General features: G+C 64.8%; 22 protein-coding genes and 1 pseudogene. 15 read left to right on the forward strand and 8 right to left on the reverse strand.

The window, feature by feature from the left end:
* The first annotated feature begins 16 nt into the window (after window positions 1-16).
* From DK254_RS15885 to DK254_RS15920, 8 genes are read left to right on the forward strand one after another with little or no spacing between them, the layout of a single operon-like run.
* Window positions 17-316 (forward strand): hypothetical protein, encoded by a 300-nt coding sequence (locus DK254_RS15885; RefSeq protein WP_109934530.1) that lies wholly within the window; start codon window positions 17-19, stop codon window positions 314-316.
* 2 nt (window positions 317-318) lie between these two features.
* Entirely contained in the window at window positions 319-759 is a 441-nt protein-coding gene (locus DK254_RS15890; protein ID WP_109934531.1) for a YtxH domain-containing protein, read from the forward strand.
* Window positions 759-2,879 carry a heavy metal translocating P-type ATPase gene (locus DK254_RS15895; protein ID WP_109934532.1) on the forward strand — a complete coding sequence of 707 codons (2,121 nt, stop codon included), beginning with the start codon at window positions 759-761 and terminating at the stop codon, window positions 2,877-2,879. The genes DK254_RS15890 and DK254_RS15895 overlap by 1 nt, the downstream gene beginning before the upstream one ends.
* Entirely contained in the window at window positions 2,876-3,109 is a 234-nt protein-coding gene (locus DK254_RS15900; protein ID WP_109934533.1) for a FeoA family protein, read from the forward strand. Before DK254_RS15895 ends, DK254_RS15900 begins: the two co-directional genes overlap by 4 nt.
* A 21-nt stretch (window positions 3,110-3,130) precedes the next feature.
* Window positions 3,131-3,364 (forward strand): FeoA family protein, encoded by a 234-nt coding sequence (locus tag DK254_RS15905; protein ID WP_256595878.1) that lies wholly within the window; start codon window positions 3,131-3,133, stop codon window positions 3,362-3,364.
* Window positions 3,361-5,688 carry a Fe(2+) transporter permease subunit FeoB gene (gene feoB / locus DK254_RS15910; RefSeq protein ID WP_109934535.1) on the forward strand — a complete coding sequence of 776 codons (2,328 nt, stop codon included), beginning with the start codon at window positions 3,361-3,363 and terminating at the stop codon, window positions 5,686-5,688. Before DK254_RS15905 ends, feoB begins: the two co-directional genes overlap by 4 nt.
* Complete coding sequence (locus DK254_RS15915) at window positions 5,685-5,930, forward strand: FeoC-like transcriptional regulator (RefSeq protein WP_109934536.1); 246 nt, start codon at window positions 5,685-5,687, stop codon at window positions 5,928-5,930. Before feoB ends, DK254_RS15915 begins: the two co-directional genes overlap by 4 nt.
* A 16-nt stretch (window positions 5,931-5,946) precedes the next feature.
* Window positions 5,947-6,483 (forward strand): hypothetical protein, encoded by a 537-nt coding sequence (locus DK254_RS15920; protein WP_109934537.1) that lies wholly within the window; start codon window positions 5,947-5,949, stop codon window positions 6,481-6,483.
* Here the strand turns inward: DK254_RS15920 and DK254_RS15925 are convergent.
* The 5 genes from DK254_RS15925 to DK254_RS15945 form a co-directional block, all read right to left on the reverse strand.
* Complete coding sequence (locus DK254_RS15925; protein ID WP_109934538.1) at window positions 6,480-6,911, reverse strand: HMA2 domain-containing protein; 432 nt, start codon at window positions 6,909-6,911, stop codon at window positions 6,480-6,482. The genes DK254_RS15920 and DK254_RS15925 overlap by 4 nt on opposite strands.
* Window positions 6,912-7,018: 107 nt before the next feature.
* Window positions 7,019-7,363 (reverse strand): hypothetical protein, encoded by a 345-nt coding sequence (locus tag DK254_RS15930; RefSeq protein WP_109934539.1) that lies wholly within the window; start codon window positions 7,361-7,363, stop codon window positions 7,019-7,021.
* Window positions 7,364-7,447: 84 nt separating this feature from the next.
* Entirely contained in the window at window positions 7,448-7,930 is a 483-nt protein-coding gene (locus DK254_RS33830) for a hypothetical protein (RefSeq protein WP_146219601.1), read from the reverse strand.
* 178 nt (window positions 7,931-8,108) lie between these two features.
* Complete coding sequence (locus DK254_RS15940) at window positions 8,109-8,621, reverse strand: hypothetical protein (RefSeq protein ID WP_109934541.1); 513 nt, start codon at window positions 8,619-8,621, stop codon at window positions 8,109-8,111.
* Window positions 8,622-8,672: 51 nt separating this feature from the next.
* On the reverse strand, window positions 8,673-8,921 hold the full coding sequence (locus DK254_RS15945) for a hypothetical protein (protein WP_009613099.1): 249 nt from the start codon (window positions 8,919-8,921) through the stop codon (window positions 8,673-8,675).
* Between the two features lie 153 nt (window positions 8,922-9,074).
* Here DK254_RS15945 and DK254_RS15950 point away from each other — a divergent pair, with 153 nt between their 5' ends.
* Together DK254_RS15950 and DK254_RS34165 are read left to right on the forward strand one after the other, a co-directional pair.
* Window positions 9,075-9,284 carry a hypothetical protein gene (locus DK254_RS15950; protein WP_109934542.1) on the forward strand — a complete coding sequence of 70 codons (210 nt, stop codon included), beginning with the start codon at window positions 9,075-9,077 and terminating at the stop codon, window positions 9,282-9,284.
* A gap of 51 nt (window positions 9,285-9,335) precedes the next feature.
* Entirely contained in the window at window positions 9,336-9,500 is a 165-nt protein-coding gene (locus DK254_RS34165; RefSeq protein WP_158546420.1) for a hypothetical protein, read from the forward strand.
* Between the two features lie 92 nt (window positions 9,501-9,592).
* Here DK254_RS34165 and DK254_RS15955 read toward each other — a convergent pair whose 3' ends face one another.
* Both DK254_RS15955 and DK254_RS34795 read right to left on the reverse strand, forming a co-directional pair.
* The gene (locus DK254_RS15955; protein ID WP_109934543.1) at window positions 9,593-10,576 is read right to left on the reverse strand and encodes a hypothetical protein; all 984 of its coding nucleotides are present in this window, start codon (window positions 10,574-10,576) and stop codon (window positions 9,593-9,595) included.
* 450 nt (window positions 10,577-11,026) lie between these two features.
* Window positions 11,027-11,263 (reverse strand): annotated as a pseudogene (locus DK254_RS34795) (site-specific integrase); the annotation flags it as partial.
* Between DK254_RS34795 and DK254_RS34385 the strand changes: the two are divergent.
* The 5 genes from DK254_RS34385 to DK254_RS15985 all read left to right on the forward strand — a co-directional run bounded on the left by DK254_RS34385 (window position 11,228) and on the right by DK254_RS15985 (window position 13,382).
* Window positions 11,228-11,734 carry a hypothetical protein gene (locus DK254_RS34385; RefSeq protein WP_256595891.1) on the forward strand — a complete coding sequence of 169 codons (507 nt, stop codon included), beginning with the start codon at window positions 11,228-11,230 and terminating at the stop codon, window positions 11,732-11,734. The pseudogene DK254_RS34795 and the gene DK254_RS34385 sit on opposite strands and share 36 nt — an antisense overlap.
* Window positions 11,734-12,267 carry a hypothetical protein gene (locus DK254_RS34390; protein ID WP_177412068.1) on the forward strand — a complete coding sequence of 178 codons (534 nt, stop codon included), beginning with the start codon at window positions 11,734-11,736 and terminating at the stop codon, window positions 12,265-12,267. The genes DK254_RS34385 and DK254_RS34390 overlap by 1 nt, the downstream gene beginning before the upstream one ends.
* Window positions 12,268-12,381: 114 nt before the next feature.
* Window positions 12,382-12,720 (forward strand): cell wall hydrolase, encoded by a 339-nt coding sequence (locus DK254_RS15975; RefSeq protein WP_371921140.1) that lies wholly within the window; start codon window positions 12,382-12,384, stop codon window positions 12,718-12,720.
* A gap of 9 nt (window positions 12,721-12,729) precedes the next feature.
* Complete coding sequence (locus DK254_RS15980; protein ID WP_371921141.1) at window positions 12,730-12,984, forward strand: hypothetical protein; 255 nt, start codon at window positions 12,730-12,732, stop codon at window positions 12,982-12,984.
* A gap of 74 nt (window positions 12,985-13,058) precedes the next feature.
* A complete protein-coding gene (locus DK254_RS15985) occupies window positions 13,059-13,382 on the forward strand; it encodes a hypothetical protein (protein ID WP_256595879.1) in 324 nt (107 codons plus the stop codon).
* Window position 13,383: 1 nt separating this feature from the next.
* Here the strand turns inward: DK254_RS15985 and DK254_RS15990 are convergent, their stop codons facing one another.
* Complete coding sequence (locus DK254_RS15990; RefSeq protein WP_146219602.1) at window positions 13,384-13,668, reverse strand: hypothetical protein; 285 nt, start codon at window positions 13,666-13,668, stop codon at window positions 13,384-13,386.
* Window positions 13,669-13,958: the final 290 nt, after the last annotated feature.

Genomic DNA, 13,958 nt, shown 5'->3' on the forward strand with positions numbered 1-13,958 from the left:
CCACGGAGCCTGGAGCATGAAAGCCTATCCGGCACTTCGTCAGGCGGCCTGGGATGACGCCAATTTCGCCAAGGGTTTCGTCACCAGCGCCTGCCTGTCCGCCTTCCAGGATGCGGCCGGGCAGCCGGACCTGCGGCGGGTGGCGCGCCATGCCCTGCAGGGCGGCACCGCGCTGTGCGCCGGCACCCTCGCGGCGCGGGCGCTGCAACGGCAGGAATACGCCCGGGCGCTGTTCGCCGGCATGGCCGGGGCGGTGGGCGTGATGCTTGTGGAACGTTGGCTGCACGACGGGGCACGGCCCCGCCAGGAGAACTGAGCATGGCTAAGAAGGGCAAGCGGCGGCAGCAGGCCGCCGGATATGGTTACGGGGACGACGCCTACGCCGGCAACGGTTACGGTGCTTACGGCTATGCGCCGCAGAACCCGCCCGGCTGGCAGATGCCGCCAGCGCAGATGATGGGCGGCGCGCCGGGCATGCAGGAAGCGGCCGGGCTGTTCGGCCTGGCCGGCGGGATGGATGCCGGCATCCTCCAGGGGCTGCCGACCTTCCTGCGTTCGCGGCACACCGAGCAGTTCCTCCTCGGCCTGCTGGTCGGCGGCGCGGCGGCCTGGGTGATGAGCGACGAGGAACTGCGCGGCAAGCTGATGAAGTCCGCGGTGAAGCTCTATGCGAGCCTGGCCGGCGGCCTGGAGGAGTTCAAGGAGCAGATGGCCGACCTCAAGGCCGAGATGGGTGCGCAGCAGCACGGTGACAAGTGATGCCGGGCCCCTGGTTCGCCGGCCTCGACCTGGTGCACGGTAGCGCCGGGCGGGCGCGTTATCGCTACCGCTGCCAGAAGGGCAGGCGCGGCGAACTGCAGCGCATCGAGTGGGCCGTCGAGTCCCTGCGCGGGGTGCGCAAGGTGCGGGTCAACCCGGCGATCCAGGCCCTGGTGGTCGAATACGAGGGTGCGCTGACCGACGCCGAGCGCCTGCGCCAGGACATCCTCGCCCTGGAGTACCCGGACCTGCCGCTGGCCGCGGGGCGGGCCGGCGGCCGTGGCGACGAGTCGCCGGCCGGGGTGCTGACCACCGGCGCGGCGCTGCTGGCCGACCGCCGCCTGCAGCCCGAGCTGCAGGGGCCGCTGTCCATGGCGGTATCGCTGCCGCTGTTCGGCAAGGCCCTGGCGGAGCTGGTGCAGCGGGGCATCACCTCCCACGTGCTGGAGGCGCTGGCGGTGGCCATTTCCATCGGCCGCCGCGACTTCCTCACCGTCAACATCACCACCTTCCTACTGGCGCTGGGCGACTACCTGGAGCGCTCCATCGAGCGCCATTCGGACAACCTGCTCAAGAGCCTGCTGCGCCCGGCCAGCAACGAAGTCTGGGTGGAGCGTGACGGCGTCGAGCAACTGATCGATGCCCGCGAGGTGGCCTTCGGCGACACGGTGATCGTCGCCACCGGCACGGTGATTCCTGTCGATGGCACCGTGCTGGGCGGCGAAGCACTGGTCAACCAGGCGACCATGACCGGCGAGAGCGTGCCGGTGGTGCGCCACCGCGGCGACATCGTGCTCTCGGGCACGCTGGTGGAGGAGGGGCGCCTGCGCATCTACGCGGAGAAGGTCGGCCGCCACGCCGCCGCGGCGCGCATCGCCAGCTTCGTCGAGCAATCCCTGGCGGTGAAGAGCGCCACCCAGCTGGAGGCCTCGCGCCTGGCCGACCGCCTGGTGCCCATGGTGCTCGGCCTGGCCGGCGGCACCTGGCTGCTGTCGGGCAGCCTGCAGCGCGCCTCGGCGGTGCTGCAGGCCGACTATTCCTGCGCCCTCAAGCTGGCCACCCCGGTGGCCTTCAAGGCCTCCATGTACCAGGCCGGCCGCCACGGCGTGCTGGTCAAGGGCGCCAATGCGCTGGATCGCCTGGCCGAGGCGGACACCTTCGTCTTCGACAAGACCGGCACCCTGACCACCGGCGCCCTGCGCGTCACCGACTCGCTGGTGTGCAGCGCCGGCTACAGCGCGGAGGACGTGATCAACATCGCCGCCTCGGTGGAAGAACACTACTACCACCCCATGGCCATGGCGGTGGTCGAGGCGGCCAGCCACCTGCCGCACCGGCAGCACTTCAACCACGGCGAGGTGGAGTTCATCGTCGCCCACGGCGTGGCCAGCGTCATCGACGGCAAGCGCATCGTGGTCGGCTCGCGGCACTTCGTCGAAGAGGACGAGGGCATTGCCACCGCGGCCTACGCACGGGACATCGAGCGCCTGCGCCGGGAAGGCAAGACGCTGCTCTACATCGGCTACGGCGGCGAACTGCTCGGCGTGCTGGGCATGCTCGACAGCGTCCACCCGGACAGCGCCGCCACCATCGCCCGCCTGCGCGAGCTGGGCGCCCGGCGCATCGTCATGCTCACCGGCGACCACCCCGAACGCGCCCAGGCGCTGGCCGACGAACTGGGCCTGGACGGCTTCCGCGCCGGGCTGCTGCCGGACGAGAAGGCCGCGGCGATCCAGGCGCTGGCCGAGCAGGGCGCGCGCATCGCCTTCGTTGGCGACGGCATCAACGACGCGCCGGCGCTCAGCGGCGCCCACGTCGGCATCTCCATGCGCCAGGGCTCGGACATCGCCCGCCTGGCCTCGGACATCGCCCTGCTGGAAGACGGCATCGCCGGCGTGGCCGACGCCAGGGCCATCGCCATGGCCGCGCGCGACCTGATCAACAGCAACTTCAAGCTCATCGCCGGGCTCAACTCCAGCATCCTCGGCGCCGCCGCGCTGGGCCTGCTGAGCCCGGTCTCGGCCTCGATGCTGCACAACGGCTGCACCATCGGCATCCTCCTGCGCGCCCTGGCCGGCGCCGGGATGCCGGGCCAGCCGCGCCCGCAGGAGGCCCCATGAGCACGGACGCGCTGCCGCTGAGCATGGCCGGGGAAAACGCCAGGGTGCGCATAGTCGCGCTGCTCGGCGGGCCGGGCATGGCCCGGCGGCTGACCGAGATGGGGCTGAACGTCGGCAGCGAGATCACCGTGCGGCAGAGCCAGGGCGGCGGTCTGGTGGTATCCCGGGGCGAGACGCGTTTCGCCCTGGGTGCCGGAGTGGCTCACAGAATCATGGTGTGCCCCGTCTGATGGCGCACCGGGAGGCATGCCATGGCAATGCTCAAGGAACTGGCGGTAGGTGACCGGGCCAGGGTGACCGGCTTCAACCAGGGCGGCAGCGCCTACCGGCGCAAGCTGCTGTCCATGGGGCTGACCCCCGGCGCCGAGCTGTCGGTGACGCGGGTGGCGCCGATGGGCGACCCGGTGGAGATCCGTGTGCGCGGCTTCTCCCTGTCGCTGCGCAAGGCCGAGGCCGATGCGCTGATGGTGGAGCGGCTGCCATGAGCGAGCACCGCGTCATCGCCCTGGTGGGCAACCCCAATTGCGGCAAGACCACGGTGTTCAACGCCCTCACCGGTTCGCGCCAGCGCGTCGGCAACTGGCCGGGGGTGACGGTGGAGCGCAAGGTCGGCGAGTACCGCTTCGAAGGCGAGCGCTACGAGGTGGTCGACCTGCCCGGCACCTATTCCCTGGACGTGGTCGACCAGGAAGTGTCGCTGGACGAGAAGATCGCCCGCGACTACGTGCACGCCAACGAGGCCGGCCTGGTGGTCAACATCGTCGATGCCTCCAACCTCGAGCGCAACCTCTACCTGACGCTGCAACTGGCCGAGATGCAGGTGCCGCTGGTGGTGGTGCTGAACATGGTCGACGTGGCCGAGGAAAAGGCCATGCGGGTGGACGCCGGCAAGCTCGCCGAACGCCTGGGCTGCCCGGTGGTGCCCGTGGTGGCCTCGGAAGGCACCGGCATCGACGAACTGAAGGTGGCGCTGCGCGAGGCCCTGCGCCAGGCTCGCCGGCCCGCCGTGGCGGTGACCTACGACGCCGCCCTGGAGCAGGCCATCGACAAGCTGCTGCCGGAACTGGCCGAGGCGGGCACGGGCATGGCGCCGCGCTGGCTGGCGGTGCGCCTGCTGGAGGGCGACGACCTGGCCCGCGCCATTGCCGGGCCCCGGGCGGCGGAGGCGGCGTCGCGGCTGGCGGAGGAACTGGGCGACGACATCGACATACTGGTGGCGGACGCCCGCTACGGGCTGGCCAACGCCATCACCCGCGAGGCCCTGACGCGCCTCGGCCGCACCAGCCGCGACCTGACCGACCGCATCGACCGCGTGGTGCTCAACCGCATGCTGGGCATCCCGATCTTCTTCGCGATGATGTACCTGATGTTCATGTTCACCATCAACATCGGCAGTTCCTTCATCGACCTGTTCGACCAGCTCGGCGCGCTGTTCTTCGTCGACGGCCTCGGCCGGCTGCTCGACGCCTTCGGCACCCCCGACTGGCTGGTGGCGCTGCTGACCAAGGGCATCGGCGCCGGCGTGCAGACGGTGGCGACCTTCATCCCGGTGATCGGTTTCCTCTTCCTGTTCCTCTCCGTGCTCGAAGACTCGGGCTACATGGCCCGCGCGGCCTTCGTCATGGACCGCTTCATGCGCTGGGTCGGGCTGCCCGGCAAGTCCTTCGTGCCGATGATCGTCGGCTTCGGCTGCACCGTGCCGGCGGTCATGGCCACACGCACCCTGGAGCACCGCCGCGACCGCCTGCTGACCATCGCCATGGCGCCGTTCATGTCCTGCGGGGCGCGGCTGCCGGTGTACGTGCTGTTCGCCGCGGCGTTCTTCCCGGAGCACGGCCAGAACGTGGTGTTCGGCCTGTACCTGATCGGCATCGGCGCCGCCGTGCTGACCGGCCTGCTGCTCAAGCACAGCCTGCTGGAGGGCGAGGCCACGCCCTTCATCATGGAGCTGCCGCCGTACCACATCCCCACGGTCAAGGGCGTGCTGCTGCATACCTGGTCGCGGCTCAAGGGCTTCGTGATCAAGGCCGGGCGCATCATAGTGCCCACCGTGCTGGTGCTGAACATGCTGAACTCCACCGGCACCGACGGCAGCTTCGCCAGCGTGGCGCCCGACCACTCGGTGCTGGCCGAGGTGGGCCGGGGCATAGCGCCGGCCTTCAGCCCCATGGGCGTGACCGAGGAGAACTGGCCGGCGGCGGTGGGCATCATCACTGGCATCCTGGCCAAGGAAGCGGTGGTGGGCACGCTCAACGCCACCTATGGCGCGCTGGCCGGGCAGGGGGAGGCGGAGGAGGACAAGCCCTTCGACCTGGCCGGCGGCATCGTCGACGCCTTCGCCACCGTGCCGGCCAACCTGGCCGAGGCCTTCGGGCGCTGGACCGATCCTCTGGGCCTGGAGGCCGACCTGGGCGACCAGGACGCGGTCGCCGCCGCCAACGAGGTGTCGAGCAGCATCTTCGGCGCCATGGTCACCCGCTTTGCCAGCGCCTCGGCGGCCTTCGCCTACCTGCTGTTCGTCCTGCTCTACTCGCCCTGCACGGCCGCCATGGCCGCCGTGTACCAGGAGGCCGGCACCCGCTGGATGCTCTTCGTGGTGGGCTGGACCACCGGCCTGGCCTATGGCGTGGCGGTGCTGTTCTACCAGTTGGCGAACTGGGCGGCGCACCCATTGGGTTCGCTGGCCTGGTGCACCGGCGTGTTGCTCGCCTTCGCCGCCGCCTTCGCTTCCCTGCGCATCGCCGGCCAGCGCGCGCCACGGGTGGCGGCCGGCCTGCCGCTCTCGTCCTCCGGAGGGGGCTCGCCATGATCCTGTCGCAACTGAGTGACTACCTGAAGCTGCACGGGCGGGTCAGCCTGCACGACATGCAGCACCACCTGGACACCACGCCCGAGGCCCTCGAAGGCATGCTCGCGGTGCTCGAACGCAAGGGCCGCGTGCGGCGCCTGCCCAGTGGCACGTCCTGCGGCGGGGGCACCTGCTGCAAGTGCGACCCGGCCACCATCGTCGTCTACGAATGGGTCGCGGCCACGCCCGGCAATGCGTCGTGACACGGGGCACGGGGCCATGAAGCGGCCGCCGGCGCTGCTGGTCATCGGCATCCACCGCGAGGAACTGGCCTTCGGCGAACGCGTCGCCGAAGGCGTGGCGCCCGACCAAGCGGACGTGCAGCGCATACCCGACGGCCTGTCCGGGCGCCACCCGCGGGCGGACCAGCGCTTCCACCACGAACTCCTGCATGCCGCCCTGTACGAGCAACTGCTGCCGCTGGCGAGCGGCCGCTACCGGGTGCTGATCGACCTGCACAGCGGCCACGACCGCGACGGCCCGAGCGTGGACCTCTACTGCGGCCATCCGCGCTTCTGCCAGGTGCTGGGGGAAGCCCTGGCCCGGGAAGGGCTGGCCGGCCGGGGCATCGAAGTGGTGCCGCTGGGCGAGGCGGTCGCCACGGTGATCCCTCGGCGCATCTGGGACAACCCGAAATTCCTCTACCTCGGCATGGAGGTCTACCTGCCCGAGGGCGACCAGGAAGAGGCCGTGAGGCTGGCCAGGCAACTGGTCGCCCTGGTCAGCCTGCAGGCGCAGGCGTTCGAGGACGCCTAGCGCAGGATGTGCCGGCGGTGCGTGCTCAGGTGCACCCCGAGGCAAGCGACGAACACCGCGCCACAAGCCGCATGCCCGCGCTTGGAACCCATGCCCACCAACGCCAGCGAACTGCCCAGCCCGGCGATCATCCCCAGCTTGGCATAGCGGTTGACGCGCATCTTCAGCGGCCGCCGGCCGGCGGCCTGCAGCGGGGCGGCCAGTTCGGCGTCGACCAGCGCGTCGACCTGCGTTTCGAAAGCGGCGAGCTCGACCTGCGCCGGGGTGAAATGCAAAAGCAGCGAACCCGACTTCGCATTGGCCTCGCAGGAAAGCACACCATCGAGCGCGGCCAGCGTGTCACGCAGCCTGCGCAGGCGTTCGGCATTGCGCAGCCGGGCGTCCCGAACGCGGATACGGCCGGGCAGGGAGGAAACGATGTTGGTCATGGGGGGCGGACGAGAGGCTGATTGGAAGCCGCATCATAGCGATTTGTATTCCGGGGCAGAGTGGCCGGTGGTCGGGTGGGAGCTTCTAGACCCTCAGCCCCGGCCTGTTACAGCCATTTCCCAGTGACCAGCATGTTCCCGATCAGGGCTAGCCACAGGGTGGCCGGGATATTGAGCAACTGCAGCCAATGGAGCGACCTGGGGCCGCGGAACAGCCAGAAGGACGAGGCTATCAGGGCCAGGGGAATCAATTGGAGCCAGGCGAACAGCCGCCCACCGATCTCACCATGCCAACCGCCGAACCCAACGGCGAACGCGAGCAGAAGCAGCACTAGTGCACTTGCTCCATGGGCGGATGAGACCAGCCGCAGGGTCAATGGCGTGTTGGCTGGCGCAGTCTTGAAGTACCAGTAGCTCGTCGAAAGCAGGATGAGGACGCAGAGCATTTCCATTGCTTTGCCTCGTGGCAGAGCGCAGCTTTACGCTGCCTGGGGATAGAACGCAGCGTGTAATTCAGAACCATCCCCTTTTTCGTTTCAAGCCGTGGTGTTCACCCCGGTCCCACTAGTGCTGCTGCCAGATTCCGTCAATGCCTCGGAGTAGGCGGCATAGGCGCTTGCTACCGCTGCACTGGCGGTCGCGACACGCGCCCGGGCGGCTTGCTCCTGCACCTGGCGGGCTTGCTTTTCTTCCTCGGTCTGGTTGCCACCGCTCTCGCTGATCTTGGCAAGTTCCTGTTCGGCTTCCTGCAGTTCCTTCTGCGCCTGTTCCACAGCCTCCTTGAGTTTCTCCAGCGTGCTGTCGGAGGTGCTGCTGGAACTGCTGCCGCTTCCTCCAGCGCCTCCCGCGCCACCGGCTCCGCCAGCACCTTGCGCCGAACTGCTTGCATTGGTTTGGGACGAACTCGTTGCACTAGAAGCAGTGCTGCTGTCGTCACTCGTCGACGAAGTGGCGGTGGATGAACTGGATGAGGTGGTGAAGCGGAGATTCATGTTGCTGACGGACGAGATGCTGGACATCGGAAGGCTCCGGATCGTGATGGATACCCGGCATGGCGGCCTTCGCAGGGAAACCTTTAGCGTGGTTTGTTAGCGGCTTGGTATCGGTCCGGATACTTTGGTCGGGAAGAGTGAGAAAGCGGAAGATGAGGGCGGCCGATTCATGTTGACCGAACTCGATGTTGGGGTACGTCCGCTTTTAATTCCGACCTGTGCACGCCTCAGCCTTTTTCTGCGCAGTTCTCTCGGTTGGGTGCTGCTCATGCTGCTGCCACCAGAATTGACACTGCGCTGACGCGAAGCGTTTCTCCTGCGCCACCCTGGCTTGTTCCGATTGGGCCTGGGCAAGTTGCTCGGCTTTCTGCTGTCGCAGCGCTTCTTCTTCCTGCGCTATTCGTCGGCGCAACTCGGCCTGGGTTCTTTGCGAGTCCCGTTCGGCCTGGCGCATGGCTTGCTGCAGGTAGAGCCCTGCGTCATTGAGCGCGGCCTTGATGCGCTGCTCCTGGATGTAGTCGTAAAACAGCTTTCCGCCCCAGATACCACCGACAATGATGAAGGCGGCCAGGATGATGGCGTGGCTGGGGTCCATCGGCTGATGGGCGCGGTGGGTAGGGGCCAGCCTGCGGCCAAGACGTTCGTTGCGATCGTCTATTTCCTCGTCCATGTCGAGGCTGAGGCTTTTCAGTTGCTCGTCGATTTCGCGCTTTGCCATACCTGCCGCGTTCCTTGCCGCACTTCCTGTGATCGAACCTTGTGGATATCCCTAGCCCGCAGGGTTGGCCTGGTCGTGATCAGGGCTTGTCTGCCCGATCTCCGGCAGCACCTCGCCGGTGCTCAACCACCAGCGGTAGTGTGGGTAGACCTTGCCGAGGATCTCCACCTCATCGGCGCCAACCCGCGCTCTTCCGCGCTTGATGCTGACCCAGCGGTTGTAGTCCGTGTCGCCAGCGCGCGTCAGTTCACTCAGGTTGCTCTGGCTTATCAGTCGAAGTGCTCTCTCGGTGATGCTCATTCAATTGGTAACTGATTGTTTTGGACTATGTACAAGGAATAGACCTGAAAGGTATTTTGACTATGTGCATGAACATAGTTCATGAAATTAGCCGTCCATAAGCCGCCATAGTGCAGCAAAGGTTATGGGTGTGAAAGCTATTGAGGAGGGGTCATGACCCGACCAGATCTGCATCTCAACTTGTGCACTATCGAAGCCTTTGGCCGGATGTGCGTTTTGCCTATCGGAGTGGTAGCCGAGTGGATCGAGGCTGGCGCGCTGCCGAGTCGGACTATCGCCGGCATTCGCTTGGTCGACTTGAGGCGGCTGAACGCCAAACGCTTCAACGACAAGGTTTGCCAGTCAAGCGAGAGTGTTGACTAGCGAGCTACGCTATTCGGCGCCTGCCAGAGAGTGGCTTGGAAGGAGGTTCTGATGTCCAGAAAGTTTTCTGAGCTCAAGGCTAAGATGTCGCCGCAAGCTCAGGCCCGAGCTGAGGCCAAAGCCAAGGTCCTGTTGGATGAGATGTCGTCGACGGAGCAGCCAGAGCAAAAATCGCAGGCACAAAAAAGGCACTTGCGAGAACCGCCAAGTGCCTGATCTGTCTGTTTGGTGGGCCGGGGGGATTTGAACCCGCATCTAAGCCAGTAGCTACTTGGCTTTCAGTGAAGAGGCTGGCATAAAACTGTCATTTACGCATGAAATACGTTCTGAGCTTTACCAGTAGAAACATAATCTGCGAGCAGCTTCAGACGGCGGTAATAGGCCAGAATGATTTTCACCGAAGCGAGAAGATCTCCACTTGCAAGCCCGATGATGTGATCCTCGTGGCCTTTGAGACCAAAACCGTTGCATCCCGTAGCTAACAACGCTTGTAGTTCTGCTTTGTCCTGCTCGTCCAGTTCTAAATCTTCTTCCGCTTTTCCAGTCCAGCCGCGATCTTGAAGCATACGCTGAACATATCGGTACGATTCAGTGGCCATGCTTGAGTCAGTGTTTAAGTCAACTATTAGGTCGCGAATTGATTCGGCAACAGTCGCGTTTACAATGAACTTGATCTGACCTGGTGAGGCATAGGTTATGCTTTTGATATCTGCTCGATCTTGGCGAGGAATGCCTTTGTAAAGCGATCGGAAGAAGTTGACTGCACTGAACCCCCCTCTCCATGGATACTTGTGGAAAAGTCTTTCGATGCTGCGTGATGTTGCGCCAGTCTCACTAAGAAGGGCATAACCAAATGCGTAGCAGTCCTGAACAAGGTCAGAGAACTTCTTGAGATCACTTACTTCCCATCTGCCATCAATGTCAACAATTCGTGTTGCGCTATCGGAACTTACAGGGGCGTGCCCCGGAATGAACATTCCAGGCTTCGGGAGGAGTTCAGGGTTTAGCTCTTCGCTTTTTATCGTCTTGAATTCTTCGCCTATTACGCCCCATGTTTCGGCGAACTCATATCTTCCTTTGTGAGCGCGCGTAACGGCGTAGTGGACGTCAATTTTTTCTGTTAGTAATAGGTGCAGGTTTTCAGGGTTTATTCTGGAAAAATAGAATAGGTAGCCACTCTCGCCGTCATCATAATTAACGCCAAGATAGTTCTGGGCTTTATCGTTCTTGGCCAGTACCACCAGCGGTACCTCATACTCCAAGAGCGTCTTGTAAATCTTTAGGCTGCTCATAGGGGGACTACCTGGCCAGTGAGAGAAAGAAGGTTCTTTTCACTATATGGCCATAAATGAACGTGCGTTTCCTTGTCGTGGTGCCAAATTCCTGCATTTGGGTCGTAGTTGACTTCGACAGCATGAGTGAATTTTGACCGCGGAGACTTGGCGATTGCTCGGCAGGCCGCCAGGGACGTCACCAACGAGACAGAGCGAGCCTCACATTCATCGGGGTAGGGGTGCTTGGGGAGGCGTTTGCGTTGCGAGTCGAAATCAGCATCATCAGCGGAAGGTGAGCGCAGCATCCGCCACAGAACCTGGCAATTAGGCTGTTTAACGTCGCTGGGCGGACAGCTTGCAGGGAGCTGTTCGCGGAATAGCTGTGCTGTGACTGCTTGCACCAGTGCCTCCTCTCCTTGGTAATGGCGTTTTGATCGCGGCGCATCATGGGGTTTCGCTTTAATCAAGTCAAAGGCCTTTGATCGGCTCCCGGATGGGCGGATCTGCATTGCGGGCGAACATCTGTTCGGCCTTATCCCCCGCTCTCTCCTCAGCCGTGGGCATCCAGCGTCCATATACCCGGGCAATCATAGTCCAGTCGCTGTGCCCCATCTGCCGAGCGACCCACATCGGGTGCTCGCCGGCTGACAGCATCATCGAGGCGTAGGTGTGGCGCGTCTGGTACGGCCGCCGATAGCGAACCGCGAGGCGACCTGGTACTGGGGCAGCGCGATTCCTGACTGCATCGTGCCGGCGGAGATCGTCGCCGAGTGGGGCAGCGAGTGGTCGCCGCAGCCGGAGTGGAATTTCGTCTACGTCAGCGGCACCAACTACGGAGTGAGTGTTCAGGCGCGCCGCGCCGGCACGGCCGGCGATGAGCCGGCGGCGGACGTCATGGAGGACTGGATGACCGGCACCGACGTGGCGCGCGCCCGCGGGATCTGCGAGCTGTCGAAGGGCGGCAGCCAGGCCATCGAGACACGGCGCATCCCGCTGTTCGCGGATGGAGACAACGCCCCGGGGCTGGTGCAACCGGGGATGATCGTGGAGTTCCGCGATCCGGACGTCACCTGGCGTGGCCTGTGCCTGGGCGTCGACATCACCGCCGACGGCGTGGGCGCCTCGCGCGTCTGGCAGACGCTGCGGATCGAACGGCACTACGGGAGCGGCAGCTGATGGCCACCGTGAACCCGTGGAAGAAACTCATCGGCCTGCTGCCGGGCGGGTACAGGACCGTGGGCGAGGTGATCAGCGTCGACACCGCGGCCGGCACGAGCGTGGTGGAGCTGTGCACCGGCACCCGGGTGCTCGCCCGCGGCACCTCGGTGGCCGCCGGCCAGAACGCCTTCCTGGTCGACGGCCAGGTGATGGGGCAGGCGCCGAGCCTGCCCCAGTATGACTTACACACAGCCGATGAAGGCATAGCGCGGTATATCAGGGGCGCTCGGGTGATTTTCAATCCGCTTGTATTGCGGATGCCAGACAGTGCCACTTTTGAGGCAATGAACGTCGAGCGTGATGATGCTCTTCACCTCCGCGCTGGCGATGCTCCAGTACATGCCGTTCAGCGCGTAGGGGCTGGCGTGGCCGAGTATTTCTATCTTGGTCATGGTTGGCTCCTGGGCCTGGTTGTTCGAGTCAAGAGCCTAGTGCGCCCTCGGCGCAAAAAACCAACCCTACAGGGGGGGCGACCGCCCCTGTTCAAGTAGTCCGCCGCCTGGCGGGCTTTTTCATGTCCGGAGGAAACCATGGGCCAAGACCGTGAAGTAGATGTGCTGGCGCGGACGCTGTAGGGCGAGGCGCGCGGCGTGGGGGCGGCCGGCATGGTCGCCGTCGGCTGGACGATCCGTAACCGTGCGGCGAAACCTGGCTGGTGGGGGCGGGACATCGTCAGTGTCTGCCAGGCGCCCTGGCAGTTCAGCTGCTGGAACAAGAACGATTCGAACTATCCGTACCTGTCCGGCGCGAAGCAGATCCCGGCCGGCGAGTACCTGCGCGCCAGGGAGGCCGCGCTGGCGGTGATCAGCGAAAGCCAGCCTGATCCGACTGGCGGTGCCACCCACTACTACGCCACCACCATGGCCAAGCCGCTGGTCTGGGCGGCGAAGGCGAAGCGCACGGCCACCATCGGCCGGCACGTCTTCTTCCGCGACGTCCCGTAGGAGCGAACCATGCAGAACTTCCCGTGGAAGGCGGCCGGCCTGGGTGTATGGCTGGCCGCCGGGTACTACCGGCCGCAGCTCTATGCCGCGTCCGAGGGCTTGACCGCCTGTTGCTCCGCCCGCGGAAACTTGGAGATGCTGGTCGGCGACCAGAACACCGCCATATCCAGCCTGGCCAACCAGGCCGAACAGCGGCAGGCGAAGGCGGCCCAGGCGGTGGCCGATGTCCAGCAGCAGGCCGGCCAGCACTTCGCCGCCGCGTAGCGCTTGCAGCAGGAGCGCACCGAGGGTGATCAGTGCGCAGCGGCAGAGGCGGTCATCGACAAGGAGTTGGGCCTATGAGCCGTAGGAGTGAAATCGGCGCCCATGGTGCGAAGGCCCGTGCGTGGCGTGGATTCTGGTTTAGGAGCGGGGTGGTTGCGGTTCTGGTCGCGCTGGCGGGATGCGCCGGCCAGGTCGAGCCTGAGTCGCGCACGGTGCGCGTAGAAGTGCCGGTGGCGGTGCCCTGCCGGGCGCCGGCGGTGCAGGAGCCGACTTGGGCCACGGCGAGCTTGCAGAAAGGCGACACGCTGCAGGTGAAGGTCCGGGCGCTACTGGCCGAGCGGCTGCAGCGTATGGGCTACGAGGCGCAGCTGCGCGCGGCGGTACAAGCCTGCCAGTGAGTTACTGCTGCTCAAGTAGTGTGGCGATGGTAGATAGCGCTCCCTCGTATATAGCCTTTGATTCTATCGAGGTACAGGCCTTAGAAAGCTCAAAGCGCACAGCATTGATCAATTCGTCAAGTGATAGAATTACTCTGTAGTCGTAATTATTCCCCTGATCTTGGCCGGCAATCCGTAGAACAACCTCCTTCCCAGCCTTACCCGTAATGCGGCCGATCCCCGGCTCGCCATTAGCCATGATTGTGGTTCCAGCATCATGGAAACGACCATTCTTGGTGATCCGCATAGTCACCTCTCTCCATTCGCACCAACAGTGGCAGGCTGTCATTAAGCTGGCATTACCCAGCCAAAACGGCCCATTTGGGCACAAAAAAGGCACTTCGCGTTAAGAGTAAGTGCCTGATTTGTAAAGGGTGTTTGGTGGTTTCGGGGAGGTGAACCCGTTCTGGAGTGTGGCTGTCGTTGGTCATGATTGGCTAACACCTCTGAAGTCGGGGCATTCGGCAGGGCCACCTAGGACATTGATAGCAAGTAGCGGCAAGTGATTTCGACACTTTTTCGACGCGCGCCACCGGA

The organism is Pseudomonas sp. RW407 (assembly GCF_003176655.1).
GTDB lineage: Bacteria > Pseudomonadota > Gammaproteobacteria > Pseudomonadales > Pseudomonadaceae > Pseudomonas > Pseudomonas delhiensis.